Genomic DNA, 21,746 nt, shown 5'->3' with positions numbered 1-21,746 from the left:
TGTGGGAGGCTCACTTTACTCCATGTACCCGTGCTGCTCCAGCGCCCAGCGGACATGCTCGAGCACCAGCGGCGCCTCATGTCCCAGACGCGCCTGCAAGGCTGCCACGATGGCCGCATCGCCGCGATGCGAGGGCGTGGCCGCGGCATTGCCCAGGCCCACGGCCAGGTTGCGCAGCCAGCGCTCGTGGCCGATGCGACGGATCGCACTGCCCTCGGTGTTCTTGAGGAACTGCTCCTCGCTCCAGCCGAACAGTTCCACCAGGCTGGCGCTCTCCAGCCCGTGGCGCGGGTTGAAGTCGGGCAGGCTGGCGCGCTGGGCGAACTTGTTCCAGGGGCAGTAGAGCTGGCAGTCGTCGCAGCCGTAGATGCGGTTGCCGATCAACGGCCGCAGCTCTTCCGGGATGCTGCCCTTCAATTCGATGGTGAGATAGGAGATGCAGCGCCGGGCATCGAGCTCATAGGGGGCGACGATAGCGCCGGTCGGGCAGGCCGTGATGCAGGCGCTGCACTGGCCGCAATGAGGCGTGACGGGGTCGTCCACCGGCAGCGGCAGGTCGGTCAGCATCTCGCCCAGGAAGAACATCGAGCCGGCCTCCCGGTGCAGCAGCAGGGTGTGCTTGCCGCGCCAGCCCAGTCCGGCCTTCTCGGCCAGGGCCACCTCCATGACCGGGGCTGAATCGGTGAAGACGCGGTAGCCGAAGGCGCCGATGCGCCCCTCGATGCGGGTGGCCAGCTGCTGCAGGCGGGCACGCAGGACCTTGTGGTAGTCGCGGCCGCGCGCATAGATCGACACCTGGGCGGCACCGGGATCGGCGCTGCGGGCCTCTTCGCGCGCGCGCCAGTCGGCCTGCTCCGGGTCCGACGGGGGCGGCAGGTAGGGCATGCGCACGCTGACCACGCGCACCGTGCCCGGCACCAGTTCGGCCGGACGGGCGCGTTTCAGGCCGTGGCTTGCCATATAATCCATTTCACCGTGATAGCCCTTGTCCAGCCAGGCCTGGAAGCCCGCCTCGCGGTGCGACAGGTCGACATCGGCGATGCGCACCTCGGCAAACCCCAGCTCGCGGCCCCAGGTCTTGATGGCGGCAGCGAGGTCGGCGAGATCAGTGGCGGCGGCAAGGCCGGCAGAAGGGTCTAGAGCGGTCATGAACCAGTGTGACGAAAAAACGAAGATTACCAAGATCAGTATGCAGCGACTCCACCTCCACCTGCCCGATGAAGCCGCGACCGCCCGCCTGGGCGCCGACCTGGCGCACGTGCTCACCCCGGGCCTGGCGCTCTATCTGCACGGCGACCTGGGCGCCGGCAAGACCGCGCTCACGCGCGCGCTGCTGCATGCGGCCGGCCATCAGGGGCGGGTCAAGAGCCCGACCTACACCCTGGCCGAACCCTACGAGGTGAAGCTCGCAGAGCGCATGGTAACAGTCATCCACTTCGACCTGTACCGGATGGCCAGCCCGGAGGAGTTCCTCGATGCCGGTTTCCGTGAACATTTCAACGAAAATTCCGTCTGTATCGTCGAATGGCCCGAAAAGGGCGAACCGGTGTTGCCGCCACCGGACATTCACGTCAGCCTGACACTTGCAGAGCACGGTCGTGATGTAGAATTGCGTGCGTTGTCCGACAAGGGTCATCAATGCCTCGCTCGACTGAAATTCGCTCCCAATCTGTGAAGTCCAAAAGCCGCCGCACCATCCTCAAAGCCGGTGGCGTGCTGTTCGTCTCCGTCGTCACTCCGTTGCCCGCCATGGCCTCGCAGATCCTGGCCGTGCGCGTCTGGCCGTCTGACGACTACACCCGCGTCACGCTGGAAAATGACAGCGACCTCAAGGTCACCCATTTCGTGGTCAAGAACCCGGACCGCCTGGTGGTGGATATCGAGGGCATCGCCCTCAATAACACCCTGAAGGACCTGGTAGCCAAGATCCAGCCCAACGACCCCTATGTCAAGCAGGTGCGCGTGGGGCAGAACCAGCCCAACGTGGTGCGCCTGGTGTTCGACCTGAAGGAAGAAATCAAGCCGCAGGTCTTCACCCTGGCGCCGGTGGGCGAATACAAGTACCGCTTCGTCATCGACCTGTACCCGTCCAATCCGCAGGACCCGATCGCCGCCCTCATCCAGAAGGGCGACTGGCTCAAGGAAGCACCGGCCAGCCCCAACCCGCCGCTGGCTCAGGCGCCTGCACAGGCCCCGGCCAAGCAGCCGGATCCGGCCCCGCTGGCCGAGGCCAAGCCGCAGCCGGAGGACAAGACCGAGCGCAATCCCAAGGTGGCCGCCGACGAGCCGCGCATGCAGATGAACCGCATGATCACCATCGCGCTGGACCCCGGCCACGGCGGCGAGGACCCCGGCGCCACCGGTGCGCGCGGCAACCGCGAGAAGGACGTGGTGCTGTCCATCGCCAAGCGCTTGAAGCGCAAGATCGAGCAATACCCCAACATGCGCGTCATGCTCACCCGTGACGCCGACTTCTTCGTGCCGCTGGGCCAGCGCGTGGTCAAGGCGCGCAAGGTGCAGGCCGACCTGTTCGTGTCGATCCATGCCGATGCCTTCGTGCAGCCCACCGCACGCGGCTCCTCGGTGTTCGCGCTGTCCGAAAAGGGGGCCAGCTCGACGGCCGCCCGCTGGCTGGCCAACAAGGAAAACTCGGCCGACCTGATCGGCGGCGTCAACATCAAGACCCATGACCGCCAGCTGGCCAGCGTCCTGCTGGACCTGTCCACCACCGCCCAGATCAATGACAGCCTGCGCGTGGGCAATGCGGTTCTGAAGGAAATCGGCGGCATCAACAAGCTACACAAGGGTGCGGTGGAACAGGCCGGCTTCGCCGTGCTCAAGGCCCCCGACATCCCCAGCATCCTGATCGAGACGGCCTTCATCTCCAATCCCGAAGAAGAAGCCAAGCTCACCGACGAGCGCTACCAGGAACAGATGGCCGATGCCATCCTCACCGGTATCCGCAACTACTTCGCCAAGAATCCGCCGCTGGCCAAGAACCGGCTGACCTGAGGCCTCTTCTCGGGAACGGGCGAAAAAAAACCGGCGCTGTCACCAGCGCCGGTTTTTTCATGGGAAAACGGATCGCCCTCAGGCGTTGCTGACCTTGCGCTTGCCGCGCAGCTTGCGCCAGACCTGCCACAGCGCCCCGGCAAAGATGGGAATGACAGCACCGATCAGGCCGACGATCACCAGGCAATTCAGGTTTTGCTGCACCACCGGGATATTGCCAAATAGACAACCCAGCACCACCAGGCCCACCACCCACAGGAAGGCGCCCAGCACATTGAAGAGCTGGAAGCGGCCGAAACTCATGGCCGAGGCGCCGGCGATGAAGGGGGCGAAGCTGCGCACGATGGGGGTGAAGCGGGCGATGACGATGGTCTTGCCGCCATGCTTTTCATAGAAGGCATGGGTCTTTTGCAGGGCTTCGGGGTTCAGCCAGCGGTAGTTGTGGGTGTAGATCCGGTGTCCGACCCAGCCGCCGATCCAGTAATTGAGGGTATTGCCAGCCACCGCGGCCACGATCAGCAGGGCCATCAGGACCCAGATATCCATGGCGCCGGTGGCGCAGAAGGTGCCGGCGATGAACAGCAGCGAATCGCCCGGCAGGAAGGGCAACACCACCAGGCCGGTCTCGCAGAAGACGATCAGGAACAGCACCGCATAGATAAGGGTGCCGTACTGCTCGATGAGGACACCCAGGTATTTGTCCACGTGCACCAGCACGTCCAGCAACTGCAGATAATCCATAAGCCCAATCGTCTGTGAATCATTGATGCCGGGGGCGCCCCATCGCCATCCGGCCGCATGTTTCACCACGGAAACATGTCGGGATAGCGATCTCTCCAACCCGCCGGGGCATCATACACCATCCGCTTCCCTCCCCCGCCGGGCAATCGGACATGCCTTGACCAGGAAAGCCTCCCGTATCAATGCAGACCAAGCAGTATGACAACTATAAAGAAAAAATGAGTCTAAGCCGATACCAGAGGAATATTTTCTTTCCAGCAACCGCCCCGGGGGACATTTGAGCATCACACTAAAGAACGCACGCATCGGCATCCGCCTGTCCATCGGCTTCGCCATCATGGTCCTGTTGCTGGTCGGGATCGGCCTGCTGGGGGTCTCGCGCATGGCCGAGCTGGATGACCAGATGACGAGCGTGACCGAGGATGCCTATCCCAAGACGGTGCTGGCCAACGACATCATCCTGCAGGAAAACCTGATCCTGCGCTCCATCCGCAACCTGCTGCTCATTACCGATGCCCAGCGCATCAAGCAACAGGACGAGATCATCGATGGCGCCATCAAGAAGATCGGCACGGCCATCCAGGCGCTGGACCATTCCATCAACCGGCCGCGCGGGCGCGAGCTGTTCGAGCAGATCCAGAAGAACCGTACCCAGTACATCGCCAGCAGTGAAATGGTGCTGGGGCTGATCCGCCAAGGCCGGCGCGACGAAGCCATCGCGGCCATGTATTCCCCGGCCGAACAGACCCTGCGGCAACGCTACCTGGACAAGGTCGGCGAGCTGGTCAGCTTCCAGGACCAGGTCATGCGCGACGCGGCCGCCAGCGTACATGCGCAATACCAGCAGGCACGCAACCTGACGCTGGGCGCCATCGTGGCAGCGGTATTGCTGGCCGTCGCACTGGCCAGCTATCTGAGCGTGGGGATCACCCGCCCGCTGCGGCGCGCCGTGCAGGTGGCCCATACGGTGGCCAATGGCGACCTGACCAGCCGTATCGAGGTCGACAGCCGCGATGAGACCGGCCAGCTGCTGGCGGCCTTGCGGACCATGAACGACAAGCTCAAGGACATCGTGACCCAGGTCCACCAGGCGACCGAGACCATCAACACCGCCTCCGGCGAGATCGCCACCGGCAACCTGGACCTGTCCTCGCGCACCGAGGAGCAGGCCAGTGCGCTGGAGGAAACCGCCTCGGCCATGGAAGAGCTGACCTCCACCGTCAAGCAGAATGCCGACAACGCCCGCCAGGCCAACCAGCTGGCCAGTTCGGCCAGCGACGTGGCGCAACGCGGCGGTACCGTGGTGGGCGATGTGGTCCAGACCATGGAATCGATCAATCAATCCTCACAGAAAATCGTCGACATCATCGGTGTCATCGACGGCATTGCCTTCCAGACCAATATCCTGGCCCTGAACGCCGCCGTGGAAGCGGCCCGCGCCGGCGAACAGGGGCGCGGTTTCGCGGTGGTGGCGTCGGAGGTGCGTTCGCTGGCCCAGCGTTCGGCCAGCGCGGCCAAGGAGATCAAGTCCCTCATCGCCGACTCGGTGGACAAGGTCGGCAACGGCAGCCGCCTGGTGCAGCAGGCCGGCGCCACCATGTCCGAAGTGGTGGCCAGCGTGCAGCGCGTCACCGATGTGATGGCCGAGATCACCGCCGCCAGCAGCGAGCAGAGCGACGGCATCGCCCAGGTCAACCACGCCGTGACCCAGATGGACCAGAACACCCAGCAGAATGCCGCCCTGGTGGAACAGGCCGCCGCCGCCGCGCAAGCCCTGCAGGAACAGGCCCGCACGCTCAGCAGCGTGGTCGGTGTATTCCGCGTCGACGGCATGCAGGACAGGAACCGGAAGGCGACTGGGAGCAGTTCTAGTCCCGTGCCATGAGGGACGCCACGCACAGACCTGGCGTTTTGGCATATGATCAAGTCGGATTTCCTTCATCTGGACAAGAAGGAATCTGAATCTCCAGACTGCGTGATGGCAGGGCGCCGGGGAGGCGCCGTTACCGGTTGACAGAGGGGGTTTATATGGGGAGCCAGGAGCCGCTCATCGGCGAACACGAGCACCAGCGCCTGCCCGGCGAAGAACGGGATGCGCTGCTGGCGGCATTGTGGCGCTCCATGGCCATTCTCGAATTCAGCGCCGATGGCACCATCCTGGATGCCAATGACAACTTCCTCGCCATGCTGGGCTATCGCCGCGACGACGTGGTGGGACAACACCACCGCATGCTGTGCGATCCGACCTATGCCGGCACGGCCGACTACCAGCAGTTCTGGCAACGCCTGCGCCAGGGCGAGATCATCGCCGGCACGCTGCAGCGACGTCATGTCGACGGCACCACCGTCTGGCTGGAATCGCTCTGCAGTCCCATCCTCGATGCACAGGGCCAGCTCGCCAAGGTGATCTCGGTGGCCGCCGATATCAGCTCGCACATCGACGATTCGCGTCACAGCAATAGCGTCCTGAGCGCCCTGAACCGTTCGCTGGGCGTGGTCGAACTCTCCAGCGAAGGTCGCATCCTGGCGGCCAACCACAACTATCTCAAGACCATGGAATACCTGGCCGATGACCTCATCGGCCAGCCGCACAGCATCCTGTGCACATCCGACTATGCGGCCAGCGAACAATATGCCGCCTTCTGGCATGACGTCTCCCGTGGGCGCTTCTTCTCCGGCCGCTTCCCGCGCCGCACCCGCAATGGCCGCACGATCTGGTGGGAAGCCACCTACTCGCCCCTGCTCGATGCCCAAGGCCAGACCGAGCGGGTGATCTGCATCGGCAACGATGTCACCTACCGGGTCACCCGCGAACAGAGCGACCGCGAGTACCTGCACCTGCTCTCGCTGGGGATCAACGAGACCGACAACGCGGTCATCATCACCGACGACCAGAATCGCATCGTCTTCCACAACACCGGCTTCACCCGCATGCTCGGCTTCGAGAGCCAGCAGGTGCTGGGCAAGCTTCCCTCGGAACTGTTTGCCGGCCACCCGGCGGTGATCAAGTCCATCGAGCGCTGCCACGGGGAAATGCTGGAGGGGCGCAGCTTCCACACCGAGGACCTGATCCACGACCTGCACGAGCAACCGCTGTGGATGTCGGCCGTGGTCAACCCCATCCTGGACGCCACCGGCCGGCTCATCAATACGGTCTGCGTCATGACCGACATCACCAATACCAAGGTGCATGAGGTGCTGCAGTACCGGGTGCTCAACGCCATGGCGCGCGACAGCTCGCTGGCCGAGCAGATGAACCTGCTGTGCGAAGAGGTGGAACGGGTGGCGCCCGAGGTGATCGCCTCTATCCTGCGGGTGGATGAGCAGGGCCGCCTGCACACCCTGGCCGGGCCCAGCCTGCCGGAGGCCTACTCCCGCGCCATCGATGGCGTGCAGATGGGGCCGCTGGTGGGCTCCTGCGGCACCGCGGCCTTCACCGGCCAGACCGTCATCGTCGAGGATATCGAACACGACCCGCACTGGACCGACTACAAGGTGCTGGCCCTGAGCCACGGCCTGCACGCCTGCTGGTCCACGCCGATCAAATCGTCCGACGGCAAGGTGATCGGCACCTTCGCCTTCTATTATCGCCAGCCGCGCCAGCCCAGTGCCTTCCACCACCTGCTGGTCGATGCCGGCCTGCACCTGTGCGCGCTGGCCATCGAACGCGAAGCCTCGCGCGCGCGCATCCACCAGTTGGCCTTCTACGACTCGCTCACCGGCCTGCCCAACCGCAGCCTGTTGCTGGTACAGGCCGGCCAGGCCATCGCCAGCGCGCAACGCAATCACAGCACAGTGGCCGTGATGTTCATCGACCTGGATCGCTTCAAGCAGGTCAACGATTCGCTGGGCCACCAAGCCGGCGACGAATTGCTGCGCACGGTAGCCACGCGGCTGCAATCGCAGGCGCGACGCTCCGATATCGTCGGCCGCCTCTCCGGTGACGAATTCGTGGTGGTGCTGACCCAGTACGATACCCAGCACCTCACCGAGGTGGTCAAGCGCATCCAGGAACGCCTGGCCATGCCCTGCCATATCAACGGCACGCTGCTGAACCCGTCGGCCAGCATCGGCGTGGCGATCTTCCCCGACAACGGCAATGACATCGAAACCCTGCTGCACCGGGCCGACATCGCCATGTACCAGGCCAAGTCGATCAATCGCGGGCGCTTTAGCTTCTTCAGTGAAGAAATGAACAGCATGGCGCAGGAGCGCCTGGCCCTGGAAAGCGCCCTGCGCGATGCCTTGCGCGGTGGCGACTTCGAGCTGCACTACCAGCCCCAGGTCAACCTGCATGACCACAGCCTGCATGGCGTGGAAGCGCTAGCCCGCTGGTTCCATCCGCAACTGGGCAACATCTCGCCGGGACGCTTCATCCCGATCGCCGAGGAGTGCGGCCTGGTCGGCGAACTGGGCAAATGGGCGCTGGAGGAAGCCTGCTTCCAGCTCTCCGACTGGCGCCGGCGTGGCATCCGGGTGCCGTCGATCTCGGTGAACCTGTCGGCCACCAACTTCCACGACCTGGAATTGCCGCAGTTCGTGACGGGCCTGCTGCGCCGCTATAGCCTGGCCCCCACCGACCTGACCCTGGAAATCACCGAAACCGTGCTCATGGATACCAATCCCAGCACCAACCAGACCATCGCCGCCGTGCATGCGCTGGGCATCCCGCTGGCCATGGACGATTTCGGCACCGGCTATTCCAGCCTGGGCTATCTGCGCAAGCTGCCGGTGTCGGAGCTGAAACTGGACCAGAGCTTCGTGCGCGACATGGCCCGGGATGAGGCCGTGCGCGCCCTGACCAATGCGGTCATCCGTATCGGCGAAAGCCTCAAGCTGATCGTGGTGGCGGAAGGCGTGGAAGATGCCGAGCAATACGAATTGCTGATCGAACAAGGTTGCGATGTCGCACAGGGCTATTACTTTTCCCGGCCGATGTCGGCCGACGACCTGGAACACTGGGTGCGCGACTACCGCGTCGGCCAGGCCTGCGTGTGGGGGCGGGAACCAGCCTCCGGGACTTGATACTCATGTGTCATGCAAAAAAGGCACTTTCCGCATGGAAAAACAACAGCTTAGGTAGATGTGGGCGCAAACATTCGAAGTATTTTGATCCAGCGCAAATCCTGACGATATACTGACCTCTTCCCTAGCAGGTACTGATTTTCATTCCCAGGTACCAGGTCAACGAATCTGGATGCCAGGGTCTTGTACGCCCCGCAACCATGCCGATTCAGCAATGACGGCAACAAGCGGGCAATGTTGTTGCGGCATCCCGTAGCGCGGGTTGCCGGCATGGCCACCACAGGTGGCCACAACCGTTTCGTTCGGTATCTGCCTTTCCAAGTGACGCTTTTACTCAAGAACAAGAACAGCCATGGCTATCGTTATGTCTGGTGCGCGCCGCGCATCCCCATCCCTGTTGCACCGATCGGTCGGTGCCAAGCTGACCGCCATGATGGTGGCCCTGGTCGGCATCGTCTTCGTGATCGCCCTGTGGCTGATCACCACCTCGGCCTCGCAGATGATCGAGCAGCGCTCGGTCGAGCAGATGAGCAACGACGCGCGCAGCGTGGCCAACATGGTCGGGATGTTCGATCATTCGGTCAACAGCCAGGTCGACCGCTTCTCCACCATGTTCGGCAATGAGTTCTCGGGCAAATTCAGCCTCGATGAAGGCCGCACGGTGCAGATCGGCGATCGCGCCACGCCGGTGCTGCAAAACGACGGCCACGACCTGAACCTGGACTTCAGCATCCCCGACCGCTTCACCGCCGAGACCGGCGTGACCGCGACCATCTTCGCCAAGACCGGCGACGACTTCGTGCGCATCTCCACCTCGCTGAAGAAGGAAAACGGCGAACGCGCCATCGGCACCCTGCTCGACCGCGCCCATCCCGGCTATGCGGCACTGAAGTCCGACAAGTCCTACAGCGGCCTGGCCACGCTGTTCGGCAAGCAATACATCACCAAATACGTGCCGGTGAAGAACGGCGCCGGCCAGATCATCGCCGCACTCTACGTCGGCATCGACATCTCGCCCGACGTCAAGGCGCTCAAGGACCAGATCAAGGCCCTGCGCATCGGCGAGACCGGCAACTTCTACGCCCTCAATGCCCGTGAAGGCAAGGAACTGGGCGTGCTGATCGCCGGCGCCGCGCGCGAAGGCAAGGAAGAAGGCGCCAGCCTGCTCGAGCTCAAGGATGCGTCCGGCGACACCTACATCAAAACCGTGCTGCAGCAAAAGCAAGGCACGCTGCAATACACCGCCACCGATGGCCGCCGCAAGATCATCGCCTTCACCCACTATCCGGCCTGGAACTGGGTCATCGCCGGCGAAGCCTCGGTCGACGAGATCACCCAGGAAGTGCGTGCCATGCGCAAGCTCTACATCGGCCTGGGCCTGCTGTTCCTGGTGGTGCTGGCGGCGATCCTGACGGTGATGGTCAATCGCATGGTCACCCGTCCGCTGGACGCGGTCTGCCAGGCGGCCGACCGCATCGCCGGCGGCGACCTGACCACGCGCCTGCATGTCCACAGCAGCGACGAGATCGGTCGTCTCATGGGCGCCTTCAACGGCATCAGCATGGGCCTCTCGGAAGTGGTCTCCAGCGTGCGCGCCGGTACCGATGAAATCAACACCGCCGCCAGCGAGATCGCCGCCGGCAACCTCAATCTCTCGTCGCGCACCGAGCAGCAGGCCGGCGCCCTGGAAGAAACCGCCTCGGCCATGGAAGAGCTGACCTCGACCGTCAAGCAGAACGCCGCCAACGCGGTGCAGGCCGATACGCTGTCGGATTCGGCCTCGGACGTGGCCAGCCACGGCGGTGAAGTGGTCGGCCAGGTGGTGCAGACCATGGAAGCCATCAACAGCTCCTCGCAACGCATCGTGGACATCATCAGCGTCATCGATGGCATCGCCTTCCAGACCAATATCCTGGCCCTGAACGCCGCCGTGGAGGCAGCGCGTGCCGGTGAACAGGGACGCGGCTTCGCCGTGGTCGCCACCGAAGTGCGCACCCTGGCCCAGCGCAGCGCCAGTGCCGCGCGCGAGATCAAGAGCTTGATCGATGCCTCGGTACAGACCGTGGCAGCCGGTGGCCATCTGGTCAACAAGGCCGGCAGCACCATGAGCGACGTGGTCGACAGCGTGCGCCGCGTCTCCACCGTCATCAGCGAGATCACCACCGCCAGCCGCGAGCAGAGCGAAGGCATCGACCAGATCAACCGTGCCATCGCCCAGATGGATGAGAGCACCCAGCAAAACGCCGCCCTGGTGGAACAGGCTGCCGCCGCTGCGCAATCGCTGCAGCAACAGGCCGAGCACCTGGCCGCCGCGGTGAGCCGCTTCCGCATCTGAGCCATCGTCGCGCAGTGCCCCCTGACAAAGCCGCCTGCGGGCGGCTTTGTCGCGCCAGGTCCGGGCCTGGCGGCGGCGCGGTGACGTTATAATCGCAGCATGAATGCACCGCACTCCTCCCCGTCCGCTACCGCGTCCCAAGCCGCCCATCGCCCCATCCAGGCCCTGCCCGATCAGCTGATCTCGCAGATCGCCGCTGGCGAGGTCATCGAACGTCCTTCGGCAGTGGTCAAGGAATTGCTGGAGAACGCGCTCGACGCCGGCTCCACCCAGATCACCGTGCGTCTCGAACAGGGCGGCGTCAAGCGCATCGCCATCACCGACAACGGTCGCGGCATTCCTCCCGAGCAATTGCCGCTGGCACTGGCGCGCCATGCCACCTCCAAGATCGCCTCTCTGACCGACCTGGAGAATGTCTCCACGCTGGGCTTTCGCGGCGAAGCGCTGGCCTCCATCGCCTCGGTGGCGCAACTGACCGTCACCAGCCGCACCGCCGATGCCGCCCATGCCTGGGAAATCACCGGCTCCCAGTTTGGTACCGTGGCTCCGGCCTCGGGCGCGCAAGGCACTACCATCGACGTGCAGGACCTGTACTTCAACACCCCGGCGCGACGCAAGTTCCTCAAGTCTGAGCAGACCGAATACGGCCACTGCGCCGAGATCGTGCGCCGCATTGCACTGGCGCGTCCGGACGTGAGCTTCTCGTTGTCGCACAACGGCAAGACCGTGGATCACTGGAACGTGGGCGAATTCGCCCGCCGCAGCGCCCACATCCTCGGCGACGAATTCGCCAATGCCCGCCTGCCGCTGGACGAGAACGCCGGCCCCTTGCGCCTGCATGGCTTCGTCGGCTTGCCCACCGCCTCCAAGGCCCGCGCCGACGGCCAGTACTTCTACGTCAACGGTCGCTTCGTGCGTGACAAGCTGCTCACCCACGCCGTGCGCGCCGCCTACCAGGACGTGCTGCATGGCGACCGCTATCCCTCCTACGCGCTCTCGCTGGACCTGGACCCGGCGCTGGTGGATGTGAACGTGCACCCCTCCAAGATCGAGGTGCGCTTCCGCGACGGCCGCGCCGTGCACCAGTTCGTCTTCCATGCCGTCTCGCGTGCACTGGCGCAGACCTCGGCGGCCTCCTTCGGCAATCTGCCGCAGCAACCCGGCGGTGAAATGGCTGCGGCCGCACCATCGGCCCAGCCGGCTGCGGGTGGCGCCAACGCGCCGCTACCGTGGATGCGCGAACAGCAACAGCAAACCTTCTCGGCGCAATTCGCCGAGCAGCCGCGCCCGTTCTCCTTCGGCGGCAACAGCGGTTTTGGCGTGCGCCAGAATCCCCAGGCCTATGGCGCCATGTTCCGCGACGAGCGTGGCAATGCGCGCAGCGAGGCGGGCAGCGGCATGCCCCCCGCCTCTGCCGGTATGCCCTCCTTCGGCGCAGCACCGTCCCAGGCCATGGCGGAATTGCCGGCTGGCGATTTCCCGCTGGGCTTCGCGCTGGCGCAACTGCACGGCATCTACGTGCTGGCCCAGAACAGCGCCGGCCTGGTCGTGGTGGACATGCATGCCGCCCACGAGCGCATCCTCTACGAGCAATTGAAGACGGCGCTGGATGGCAACGAGATGTTCGTGCAACCGCTGCTGATCCCGGTCACCTTCTACGCCGATCCGGTCGAAGTGGGTACGGTCGAGGAACACCAGGACACGCTCTCGGCACTGGGTTTCGATATCGCCGTGATGTCGCCCACCACGCTAGCCGTACGCGCCGTGCCGGCGCTGCTCAAGAATGCCGACGCCCAGACCCTGGCGCGCGACGTGCTGCGCGATGTGCGCGAATACGGCGGCTCGCGGGTACTGCTGGAGCGTCGCAATGAACTGCTGGGCACGCTGGCCTGCCACACCGCCGTGCGCGCCAATCGCAGCCTGACCCTGCCCGAGATGAACGCACTGTTGCGCCAGATGGAAGCCACCGAACGTTCCGACCAGTGCAACCACGGCCGTCCCACCTGGACCCAGATGGCCCTCTCCGACCTGGACAAGCTGTTCCTGCGCGGCCAGTAAGACCATGAGCGCACGCACTCCCCTGGCCGTGGCCATCATGGGCCCGACGGCCTCCGGCAAGACCGCCGCCGCGCTGGAAATCGCCCGCCGCATTCCCAGCGAAATCATTTCCGTCGATTCCGCCCTGGTCTATCGCGAGATGGACATCGGCACCGCCAAACCCACGCCCGCTGAGCTGGCCGAGGTCCCGCACCACCTGATCGACATCATCGACCCCACCGAGGCCTACTCGGCCATGCAGTTCCGCCAGGATGCGCTGCGCCTGTCCATGGAAATCGCCGCGCGCGGCAAGCTGCCGCTGCTGGTGGGCGGCACCATGCTGTACTTCAAGGTATTGCGCGACGGCCTGGACGAACTGCCGCAAGCCGATCCGGCGCTGCGTGCGCAACTCGACGAAGAAGCCGCGCAAGTAGGCATGCCCGCCATGCATGCGAAGCTGGCGACACTGGACCCGGTCACCGCCGCCCGCCTCAAGCCCAATGACAGCCAGCGCATCCAGCGGGCGCTGGAGATCACGCTGCTGACCGGGCAGCCGATGTCCTCGTTGCTGTCGCAAAAACCGGCCGAGCCGCTGCCGTTCACACTGCTGCCGCTGGCGCTGGAGCCCTCCGATCGCGCGGTGCTGCACGAACGCATCGCCCTGCGCTTCGACCTGATGCTGCGGGACGGCGCACTGGAGCGCGAGGTGCAGGCCCTGCGTGCGCGGGGCGACCTGCATCTGGGCCTGCCCTCGATGCGTTGCGTGGGCTACCGGCAGATGTGGGAATACCTGGATGGCAGCATCGATGCCGCCACCATGCGCGAGAAAGGCATCGCCGCCACCCGCCAGTTGGCCAAGCGGCAATTGACCTGGCTGCGCTCCATGCCGGATCGCATCAGCATCGATTGCAACCGGACAGACGCGACGGCGGAGGTGTACTCCCGGGTGGAGCAGGCCTTGCGGGATGAGGCTGTGGATAAATAAAAGCGGGGAAGATCAAAAAAGTGTTGACAGAGCCTTCCTCGGACACTATAGTAGCGAGCTTTCCTCTGGTGATATAGCTCAGTTGGTTAGAGCACAGCACTCATAATGCTGGGGTCGGTGGTTCAAGTCCACCTATCACCACCAGATACCCGTCGCTGCATGGACATCTCATGTGTATGCGGCGTCGTCCGAAAAGCCCGTTGTTCTCGCAAGAGACAACGGGCTTTTTGTTTTGGCGCTACATTTTTGGCACATCCCGGCGGAGATATCCCTCCACACCTTACTCAACCCAAGTTAGGCCTGCACCATTAATGCCAATTTCTCGCTGCTCCACGACGTGCTATTCATCCGTATCCGGAAGACAGCAGCGACCGCATCCCCTATTCCTTGATATAAGACGAAGGCACATTCTCGGTCAACCAAACTCCGTTCGCAGATAGAAAGAAATGCATTCCATCTTGCGACATTTGTTTGGCATCGACTCTGAGCACGACGGGGGCTCCATGTCTTGCGCCAACTCTTGTTGCTGTATCGACATTCGCGGAAAGGTGAACATGCAAGCGCTGCATTTTATTTAGCCCCTCGCTTCGGATTGCTGTCAAAAAACGTGTTGCGGTGCCGTGATAGAGAATATCGGGAGGTTCCTGCGCAACGAATTGCAAATCCACATCCACAGAGTGCCCTTGATTTGCTCTTATCTTCTGGCCGTCCGGACTGAAAGAAAATCGCTTTTTATCACTCGTAAAAACAAGCTCTTCCAATAGAGCCTGGTCAATGTTTTTTCCGTGCTTGTTGGCCGATGCCAGCAGATCAGCAACAGGTATCCATCCTTGAGGATCCAAAACCAAACCTAAAACATCCGGTTTATGACGGAGCACCAAGCTGAGAAATTTGCTCAGTTCTACTAACGTAGTATTCATATCGTTGTTAAAAACAGGTTCGTAAATAGTATTGATCACGCCGAGTTCCGCACGGGTATCAATGAATAGATTGCCACTGCAATTGCCAGCTAAGTGATCAGGCACAGTCAACAATGGACTGCCCTCCCATCGATCACCTACACCAGTATCAATGTATGCACCTGGCTGTCGTCACAGCCTATATCGATCAGCCGACCGGCCTGGTCGAACAGCAGGATATGATTGTTGTCGAGACGAACGTGGGCTGATTCGCCAGCCGCCAACGACAACTCTGCAAAGGCCATTCCCGTCCATACGTCCGCCACCACGCATCGCAAGCTAGCGTCATCGGAATGGCTGCGTACCAGGAGCAATCCTTGAGCTAGGCTGACTTCTGGTTTGTCTCGCGCACTTTCCAGTGCTATCTCTACCGAAGCGGAGATATCACGGCTGTGCACCAACAACGACGAAAAAGGCGCATTCGACGAAAGTCTAAGCACAGTCGGCGTGTCGCGGGTGCCGTTCGGTAGCAATTGCCAAACCTGCTCGCCCGGACGAGGGAAGCTGTCACGTTGCAGGAGTCGGCGTGAAGGCAATTGATAACGCCATTGCTGTATTTCGTCAGCGCCGGATAGCAGCAGTGTTTGCATGCCCGACTCTTCTTGAAAGGCAATAATCTGTCCCGGCAGGTCGGCGACTTGCCAACTCACCGCCAATTGCTCCTTGCTGGTGTCAACGGCGACGAGCCGGTTGTCGATCACCGCATTCCAGATCAAGCCATCATAGTCATCTGCCCAGAAACGCAGTGGCTGCACGATCCAATCCGCTACCTTGCCTGCCAGCAGATCAATCCGACTGACTCGCCACATGCGGTCACGGGGCGCCAGGGCCAGCGCGCGTTGCCCTCCTGTGGCCATGACCAGGCGTGTTGCCGGGACGGGAAATTGCATCAGTTGGCGACCATACCTGTCGATGCGAACAACGCCTGCCTCGCCCAGTGCAAGCAGGTAGTGGCTATCTGGCAAGCAACGGGCATCGTGTATCGGTAGCAAACCTTGTTCGGCCACATGCACCAGCAATGTCTGTCTGCGCGCCCTCAGCATTTGTGGCGGCTCGGTATTGGAGATGCTGAGCGGCGGCAAATCCGCCTTCAACAAATGGTCTTCGGATAGTTTCAACAGTTGCGCGAACACCTTTTGGTCGAAGCTATTACGCCCCATCATCCGGTCCGCCAGCAAGGGCCGCAGCAGTTCTGCGGTCAGACGTTTGGTAGCAAACGAATGCTGCGCCATGGTCTTCAATTCCCTTCCCAAGCGGGCGCGCTGCTGTGCGCCCTGCTCACTCTCATCGTCGAGCAACTGCAGGATGCTGCCCTCACTGCTGGCCAAGCTGTCCGGCAACAATGTGAGTTTTTTAACCAGTGCTCGCAAGCCCAGCGTGCCGCCAGCGCGCTCCGCCTCCAGCAACCAAGCCAATGCCTGGTCACGATGGTCGGCAAGCGGCCAGATAACTTCAGCGGCTTCGCTCAGGTGAGCGCGCAAGGCAAGATCCTGCGCCCATAGCAGCCGCAGCGTCGCTGCCTGCGGACTCTGGCGGCGCTCCAGCAACTGCACTGCGGCAGCAAATGCCTGCCCGAGTTGAGCCAGTTGCAGCGCCCGCTCGATGCTGCCTTCCAGGCACCACAGTCGTACCGCAATCTCAGGCGCCAGCTCCATCGTTTCGGCCAGCTGTGCCGCTTGTTTGATGCGACCTTTGCGCTCAAGATAATCGACCGCTTCGACACCACATTTAAGCAATTCAGCTAACACGAAGGTGGCTTCGTCGATATTGCCTTCCCGGTCCAGGCGCTCGAATGTGCTGCGGTATTTACTGCGCAAATAATCTTCCAGCTCGGCGCCCAGACCGATGGCGTTACTCACAGACTGCGGGCCGGTGATATCCAGGCCTGCACGCGGACGCGGCGTACCGAAGGCGGGCCGACTGACTTTCGACAGCGTATCGAGCGGAATGGCATAGCGCAGAGCTTCCTGCATATCGCCCTTTTCCAGCAATTCCATCATCTTGCGCAGATAGGCTGTCTGACGCCAGCCAATAACTTTTGAGGCACGCGTGATGATCGCCAGTTTTTCCGCCATAGCGCGCAGATGCTGCGCCAGTGTCGAAGTCCCTGGCGCGTTCATGGAGCGCGGTGATGTTTGCGCCTGTCGCACAGCCTGTTTGGCGCCGCCACCGACTAGCTTGCGCAGGATCAACGGGATACCTCCCAGCAGCATGGCCGCCAGCCCAATCGTAGCTTGCGCCACGGCGGTCCCTGGCATTCTGTTGAGTCCCTTGCGTTGCACCTGCTCCACGTGTTTAAAAAAATCCTCGCGCTGAGCACTGGGCGGAGGGATCGCGCCAGCGAAGATACTGCGCACCGGCGTCGCCGTCAGCGGCTCCACACCAACCGCCTCGCCTCGTGGCGGCAGCAGCGGCACATGCAAGGCAATCGCGCTGAGATCCAACCAGGCTGCGGGATTGATACGTGGTGCTGCAACCAGACTGATCAGTTGTACTTGTGCCGCACGTACCAGCCAAATACTGGCGATGGGCGTCGCGGCGCGTTCATCCGGCGCAAGTGGCGCGCTGCTGAGAATACCTGACTGCTCACACAAAGGCAGGCCGTCCAACATCGCACAATGGCCGTAGCGGGGTGCCGCCAGCATCAGCAAATAACCGTCTTGCACCAGATGCAGCCGCGCGCCCGGTGCCCAATGTTTCAACACACGATGCTGTGCCTCGGCCTCACCGATAAGGGCCAGGTCAAACCACAGCGCATGCACCATCTGCATGCCCTCATACAGTGGGCGCCGAATTTTATGACTCATCCGGACCTCCATCGTGGGAAATTTGCAGCAGCGGCTGATCGTCGTCAATGGCACGCACGACGACAGTGCTGGTTTTTGCTGTAAGCCACGCAATCCGGCTGCTGGCAACGTCCATGCAGGCATGCTGGATGGGCTCGGCCGTAACAGCCAGGTCATGGCGCGCTTGGCCGACGCGCAACTCTATCCGCCGCTTTCCGGAATGCAGAACCACCAACCCGGCTTGTGCATGTTTCTTGCTCAAAACAACGCCGAGCACGGTCGCGCCCTCTTCGATTTCTATCGTTTCACCAGCACCGGACTTACCCAGTGACCAACTGGTGGCGCTTCGTTGTATTGCCATCAGGCCGACGTTGTAATTTCGATGCCGCTCTCTACTTCCGCCATATAGCAATTGCCGTCCGGCTTGCTCAAGTCGCCCTTGCTTAAGCGGTACGACATGTTGACTGCTCCAGGCATATAGATGGATGCCATCGCCGTCGGCCGAGGCAAAAAATAAATTGTTGTTGAGCTGCTGTATACCGATCACATCGTTGGCGATGTGGAGAAATTGCGGCTCAGAATTGGCCTGATTTCTCATACGTTTATCTGCACGCCAGCACACCAGCCGTTTTTTGGTATCGAGTACGACTACATCTTCGCTCGGATGAGCGTGGTCGCGTGAGAGCAGATAAAACGTCGGCAGCCAGCGCGCCATGCCCGGCGGCGCATGAAAATCATCCAGCGGCGGCCGCTCGCACATGGTCCGCTGACCTGAGAACAGCGGCCCTGGAAAGCCGTGAAATTCCAGCTTGCCGTCCACCGCCGTGATGAAAGACAAATTCGGTTTGAAGACGCCTGCGGCAAGGATAGCGCCACTGGTCGGCGCGGCCTGGATGCGATGCTTGCCCGGTTTGGAGTGTGCCGATTGCGGTACGTTGTAGACGATCGCACCGCCGCCGACTTGCGCCACGCAGAGCCAGTTGCCGCCACTGGAAAACCGCGGCGCCTGGGCCCGCGAAGGCCGGCTGCCGCGATGATGAAAAACACCCAGTGGCGCGGCCGGTGTGAACGGCGCCCGCAGCAGACGCACCGCCGTTGGCGTGTCGGGCAGCTCCAGCTGCAGCGTGCGGTGATCGCGTCGCTGCTGCAAGTTGACTTGCAGAAAGTTGCCGCTCAAGGCGCGGCGGATAATGACCCGGTTGACGATTGGCAGCGACGCCTCACCACCACCGACAAACCAGCAATCAGTCTGTTCCGCATCGAACACTGCTTGCCATTGTTCGCGCGCATCGGCCGGCGGCGCCAGCAAGCTACGTGACTTCAGCAATTTACGGATGCCTGCCAAACCGGCATCGTCATGCAGTATTCCCGGTTGCTGCAGAATGCCCCAACTGAATTGCGCACCAGCTTGTTCTGCACGGCGCGCCAGCAGGATAAACAAGGCCATCTGTGCCAGGCGCGGCTCACCCAGCTGTGCCAGCCCGGCGTCGAATAACGCGACGCTGCGCAAGGAGCGCTGATTCAGCGCCGGTTCCGGACCGTTGAACAATAGTTCGCCACTACCGGCGCGACGAATAAATTCATCCGGTTCGGCATCCGCATAGACCCACTCGGTCATCAACAGACGCTCATAATTGCCGCGCCGGACAATATTGCCGATGCCGGCCGGTTCAATGCCGCGTACCGGAGTGGCGGTGCTGAGCTTGCCGATCAAAGGCTGCAGCCGCAGCAAGAGCTCGCCGACAGCAGGGATCAAGTCTGGCGCAAACAGGGTCAGCCAGGCTGCCCATGGCTCCAGTGGTGCCGGTAGCCGGGTCATGCCAGCTGCCCTGCCAGCCAGTCAAGCAACTGGGCCGTCAGTGTTTGCGCGACCGCAAGCGAGAGTATTTGTTCTGGCGCATGCCATAACAGCACCGGGCTGCTGCCGGCACGCTCGATCAAATTCGATTGCAGCAGATCGACCGGCAACAGAGGTTCAAGATGAGTTGGCATCCACAAGTTCGGCGCCTGCGGTGAAGGCGCGCAGTAGCGCGCCCCATCAACCCAAGGCAACGCGTCATTGACGCCCAGTACGACAAGCAAATCGCGTGTAGCAACCACCGACAATACTTGCAGTTGCTCGTCGCTGCGTCGTCGCAACTGCGCCAATAGCGCCGGCAGCAACGCAACGTCCGCCACCAGTCCGGCCGGCGTCAGTGCATTTGTACGCGCTTGCCATGCCACCACTTGCATCAGACGCCACTCACGGCGGCAACCAGGCGCTTGCGGCGTTCGCCCAGTTCTACTGGTATTTGTTCCGGGTCAAAGTTGGCATCGATCTCGCGCAACAAGGCTTCGAGCTTGAGACGTGTATCTGCAGAGATGTCATCGGCCAGCAGCAGATCCGCGCTTTCCGTCAGACGTGACAGCCGCGCCAATGGTTGTTGGGCCACTTGTTCTACCACCGCATGCAGCAAGGAATGACTGGCTTCGGCAAGCAGTTCACGCAAAACTTCTCGTGCGCTATGTTGGCCGGCAGCCGTTGGGATCACATATAACAGCGGCCACAGGTCGGCACGGCCGGCAGTCTCACGCCCTGCCAACACGGTCGCTGCTGCGATCAGTTGCTGCGCTTTGACAATGCGCCGGTCCGATAAGGGGATATGGGCCTGACGCAATAGCCGGATCGCCTGTGCCAACGGCATACGCACGCCCTCCAAATCGACTTTTGGCACCGCGCGATTAAGTACGTCGAGACTGGACAATTCAGCAGCGGCCATCACCTTGCTTTGGCCTGCCGCCCAGCCGCCAGCCAGCAGATCCTCCAAACGATGGTCGGCTACCGGTTCGACAAAGACGTGCAGCAAAAAACGATCGGCAAACGCGGCCAGACCTTCGTCTTCCGGCAGGCTGTTGGCGGCGCCGACGCAAACTCGCAACGGGCAAGAAATGCGTGTGTGGCCACGGCGGAATTGACGTTCGTTCAACAAGCCCAGCAAGGTATTGAGAATAGCGGTCGAACCGAGGAACACCTCATCGAGAAACGCGATCTCCGCCTCCGGCAACATGCCGGCAACATCCGTTTCAACCAGGCCTTCGCGCAACTTGCCAAGATTGACTGGGCCGAACAGCTCTGACGGTTCGGTAAAGCGACCCAGCAAATACTCAAAATACTGTCCACCCAGACTTTGCGCCACCCGCCGCACCACAGCGCTTTTCGCTGTGCCTGGAGGCCCCACCACCAGAAGATGTTCTTGCGCGACTGCAGCGAGAATCATCAGTTCAGCCAGCTGTTCGCGATCAACCAGCCCGGCTGTAGCTTCGCGAATGGCGACGCGCAGACTTCCGGCGGCTTGGTTCACAGTCAAGGTCATAGGTACTCGGATCAATGTCAGGACATGGTCCGGCATCTTAACAAAAAAATAACAATAGTGCGCCACGGAAACTGTCGCTGACACGTCGACAAAATCAAGATACGCAGCATTACTGTGATGGATGCGCCCCTATTTTCAATGCAGACGGAATAACAACCCAATGACGCACGGCAGTCATTTCGGCAATCACCGAAACGGCAATTTCGGCCGGCGTCTTGCTGCCTATATGCAAGCCGGCCGGGCCGTGCAAACGCGCGATATCCTCCGCAGTGAGGTCGAATAAAGCCAGCCGTTCGCGGCGGCGCGCATTGTTGTCGCGCGAACCGATAGCGCCGACATAGAAGGCCGGCGAACGCAAAGCTTCCATCAGGGCCAGGTCATCGAGCTTAGGATCATGTGTGAGCGCTACCACGGCAGTGCAAGCATCAGGGCGCATCTCGATGACGAGAGGACGTGTACGAATTTCTGTGCAAACTTGCCATCATTTCTTTCTCGCAAGAGACAACGGGCTTT

The 21,746-nt window shown here is 62.2% G+C and carries 14 protein-coding genes, 1 tRNA gene and 1 pseudogene; 8 read left to right on the top strand and 8 right to left on the bottom strand.

What is annotated here, in order from left to right; translation table 11 throughout:
* Nucleotides 1–15: 15 nt before the first annotated feature.
* The gene (gene queG, locus ACIPHN_RS08065; RefSeq protein ID WP_400435015.1) at nucleotides 16–1,149 is read right to left on the bottom strand and encodes a tRNA epoxyqueuosine(34) reductase QueG; all 1,134 of its coding nucleotides are present in this window, start codon (nucleotides 1,147–1,149) and stop codon (nucleotides 16–18) included.
* 40 nt (nucleotides 1,150–1,189) lie between these two features.
* On the opposite strand from queG, the gene tsaE reads away from it, so the two are divergent.
* Both tsaE and ACIPHN_RS08055 read left to right on the top strand, forming a co-directional pair.
* The gene (tsaE, locus tag ACIPHN_RS08060) at nucleotides 1,190–1,675 is read left to right on the top strand and encodes a tRNA (adenosine(37)-N6)-threonylcarbamoyltransferase complex ATPase subunit type 1 TsaE (protein WP_400435213.1); all 486 of its coding nucleotides are present in this window, start codon (nucleotides 1,190–1,192) and stop codon (nucleotides 1,673–1,675) included.
* Nucleotides 1,639–3,012: an N-acetylmuramoyl-L-alanine amidase gene (locus ACIPHN_RS08055; protein ID WP_400435013.1), complete on the top strand. Its 1,374-nt coding sequence runs from the start codon at nucleotides 1,639–1,641 to the stop codon at nucleotides 3,010–3,012. The genes tsaE and ACIPHN_RS08055 overlap by 37 nt, the downstream gene beginning before the upstream one ends.
* 78 nt (nucleotides 3,013–3,090) lie before the next feature.
* Here the strand turns inward: ACIPHN_RS08055 and ACIPHN_RS08050 are convergent, their stop codons facing one another.
* Entirely contained in the window at nucleotides 3,091–3,753 is a 663-nt protein-coding gene (locus ACIPHN_RS08050; RefSeq protein WP_400435011.1) for a VTT domain-containing protein, read from the bottom strand.
* Between the two features lie 277 nt (nucleotides 3,754–4,030).
* Between ACIPHN_RS08050 and ACIPHN_RS08045 the strand changes: the two genes are divergently transcribed.
* The 6 genes from ACIPHN_RS08045 to ACIPHN_RS08020 all read left to right on the top strand — a co-directional run bounded on the left by ACIPHN_RS08045 (nucleotide 4,031) and on the right by ACIPHN_RS08020 (nucleotide 14,279).
* Entirely contained in the window at nucleotides 4,031–5,638 is a 1,608-nt protein-coding gene (locus tag ACIPHN_RS08045; RefSeq protein WP_400435009.1) for a methyl-accepting chemotaxis protein, read from the top strand.
* A gap of 143 nt (nucleotides 5,639–5,781) precedes the next feature.
* On the top strand, nucleotides 5,782–8,778 hold the full coding sequence (locus ACIPHN_RS08040; protein ID WP_400435007.1) for an EAL domain-containing protein: 2,997 nt from the start codon (nucleotides 5,782–5,784) through the stop codon (nucleotides 8,776–8,778).
* Nucleotides 8,779–9,130: 352 nt separating this feature from the next.
* The gene (locus tag ACIPHN_RS08035) at nucleotides 9,131–11,113 is read left to right on the top strand and encodes a Cache 3/Cache 2 fusion domain-containing protein (RefSeq protein WP_400435005.1); all 1,983 of its coding nucleotides are present in this window, start codon (nucleotides 9,131–9,133) and stop codon (nucleotides 11,111–11,113) included.
* A gap of 99 nt (nucleotides 11,114–11,212) precedes the next feature.
* The gene (mutL, locus tag ACIPHN_RS08030; RefSeq protein WP_400435003.1) at nucleotides 11,213–13,171 is read left to right on the top strand and encodes a DNA mismatch repair endonuclease MutL; all 1,959 of its coding nucleotides are present in this window, start codon (nucleotides 11,213–11,215) and stop codon (nucleotides 13,169–13,171) included.
* A gap of 4 nt (nucleotides 13,172–13,175) precedes the next feature.
* A complete protein-coding gene (gene miaA, locus ACIPHN_RS08025) occupies nucleotides 13,176–14,135 on the top strand; it encodes a tRNA (adenosine(37)-N6)-dimethylallyltransferase MiaA (RefSeq protein WP_400435001.1) in 960 nt (319 codons plus the stop codon).
* Between the two features lie 67 nt (nucleotides 14,136–14,202).
* Nucleotides 14,203–14,279: transfer RNA gene (locus ACIPHN_RS08020), tRNA-Met, on the top strand.
* Between the two features lie 236 nt (nucleotides 14,280–14,515).
* On the opposite strand, the gene ACIPHN_RS08015 is transcribed toward ACIPHN_RS08020, so the two are convergent.
* The 6 genes and pseudogenes from ACIPHN_RS08015 to ACIPHN_RS07990 form a co-directional block, all read right to left on the bottom strand.
* The gene (locus ACIPHN_RS08015; protein WP_400434999.1) at nucleotides 14,516–15,094 is read right to left on the bottom strand and encodes an RNA 2'-phosphotransferase; all 579 of its coding nucleotides are present in this window, start codon (nucleotides 15,092–15,094) and stop codon (nucleotides 14,516–14,518) included.
* Between the two features lie 98 nt (nucleotides 15,095–15,192).
* On the bottom strand, nucleotides 15,193–17,901 hold the full coding sequence (locus ACIPHN_RS08010; protein ID WP_400434997.1) for a bpX6 domain-containing protein: 2,709 nt from the start codon (nucleotides 17,899–17,901) through the stop codon (nucleotides 15,193–15,195).
* Nucleotides 17,891–19,699, bottom strand: coding sequence for a hypothetical protein (locus tag ACIPHN_RS08005; RefSeq protein WP_400434996.1), 1,809 nt, complete (start codon nucleotides 19,697–19,699; stop codon nucleotides 17,891–17,893). Before ACIPHN_RS08005 ends, ACIPHN_RS08010 begins: the two co-directional genes overlap by 11 nt.
* Nucleotides 19,696–20,112: a hypothetical protein gene (locus ACIPHN_RS08000; RefSeq protein WP_400434994.1), complete on the bottom strand. Its 417-nt coding sequence runs from the start codon at nucleotides 20,110–20,112 to the stop codon at nucleotides 19,696–19,698. The genes ACIPHN_RS08005 and ACIPHN_RS08000 overlap by 4 nt, the downstream gene beginning before the upstream one ends.
* Nucleotides 20,112–21,233 carry an AAA family ATPase gene (locus ACIPHN_RS07995; RefSeq protein WP_400434992.1) on the bottom strand — a complete coding sequence of 374 codons (1,122 nt, stop codon included), beginning with the start codon at nucleotides 21,231–21,233 and terminating at the stop codon, nucleotides 20,112–20,114. Before ACIPHN_RS07995 ends, ACIPHN_RS08000 begins: the two co-directional genes overlap by 1 nt.
* Before the next feature lie 109 nt (nucleotides 21,234–21,342).
* A pseudogene (locus ACIPHN_RS07990) lies at nucleotides 21,343–21,681 on the bottom strand (XdhC family protein); the annotation flags it as partial.
* Nucleotides 21,682–21,746 lie beyond the last annotated feature (65 nt).

Origin of the sequence: Herbaspirillum sp. NPDC087042 (assembly GCF_044745245.1) — a bacterium.
Taxonomy (GTDB): domain Bacteria; phylum Pseudomonadota; class Gammaproteobacteria; order Burkholderiales; family Burkholderiaceae_D; genus Herbaspirillum.
The sequence above is the reverse complement of the archived record's forward strand: the minus strand, read 5'-3'. Positions and strand labels throughout refer to the sequence as shown.

Bases quoted from the DNA above. Each gene is read 5' to 3' on its own strand.
- ACIPHN_RS08055 (WP_400435013.1), top strand. From the start codon at position 1,639: ATGCCTCGCTCGACTGAAATTCGCTCCCAATCTGTGAAGTCCAAAAGC.
- mutL (WP_400435003.1), top strand. From the start codon at position 11,213: ATGAATGCACCGCACTCCTCCCCGTCCGCTACCGCGTCCCAAGCCGCC.
- ACIPHN_RS08010 (WP_400434997.1), bottom strand. From the start codon at position 17,901: ATGAGTCATAAAATTCGGCGCCCACTGTATGAGGGCATGCAGATGGTG.
- miaA (WP_400435001.1), top strand. From the start codon at position 13,176: ATGAGCGCACGCACTCCCCTGGCCGTGGCCATCATGGGCCCGACGGCC.
- ACIPHN_RS08035 (WP_400435005.1), top strand. From the start codon at position 9,131: ATGGCTATCGTTATGTCTGGTGCGCGCCGCGCATCCCCATCCCTGTTG.
- ACIPHN_RS08005 (WP_400434996.1), bottom strand. From the start codon at position 19,699: ATGACCCGGCTACCGGCACCACTGGAGCCATGGGCAGCCTGGCTGACC.
- ACIPHN_RS07995 (WP_400434992.1), bottom strand. From the start codon at position 21,233: ATGACCTTGACTGTGAACCAAGCCGCCGGAAGTCTGCGCGTCGCCATT.
- ACIPHN_RS08050 (WP_400435011.1), bottom strand. From the start codon at position 3,753: ATGGATTATCTGCAGTTGCTGGACGTGCTGGTGCACGTGGACAAATAC.
- tsaE (WP_400435213.1), top strand. From the start codon at position 1,190: ATGCAGCGACTCCACCTCCACCTGCCCGATGAAGCCGCGACCGCCCGC.
- queG (WP_400435015.1), bottom strand. From the start codon at position 1,149: ATGACCGCTCTAGACCCTTCTGCCGGCCTTGCCGCCGCCACTGATCTC.
- ACIPHN_RS08040 (WP_400435007.1), top strand. From the start codon at position 5,782: ATGGGGAGCCAGGAGCCGCTCATCGGCGAACACGAGCACCAGCGCCTG.
- ACIPHN_RS08000 (WP_400434994.1), bottom strand. From the start codon at position 20,112: ATGCAAGTGGTGGCATGGCAAGCGCGTACAAATGCACTGACGCCGGCC.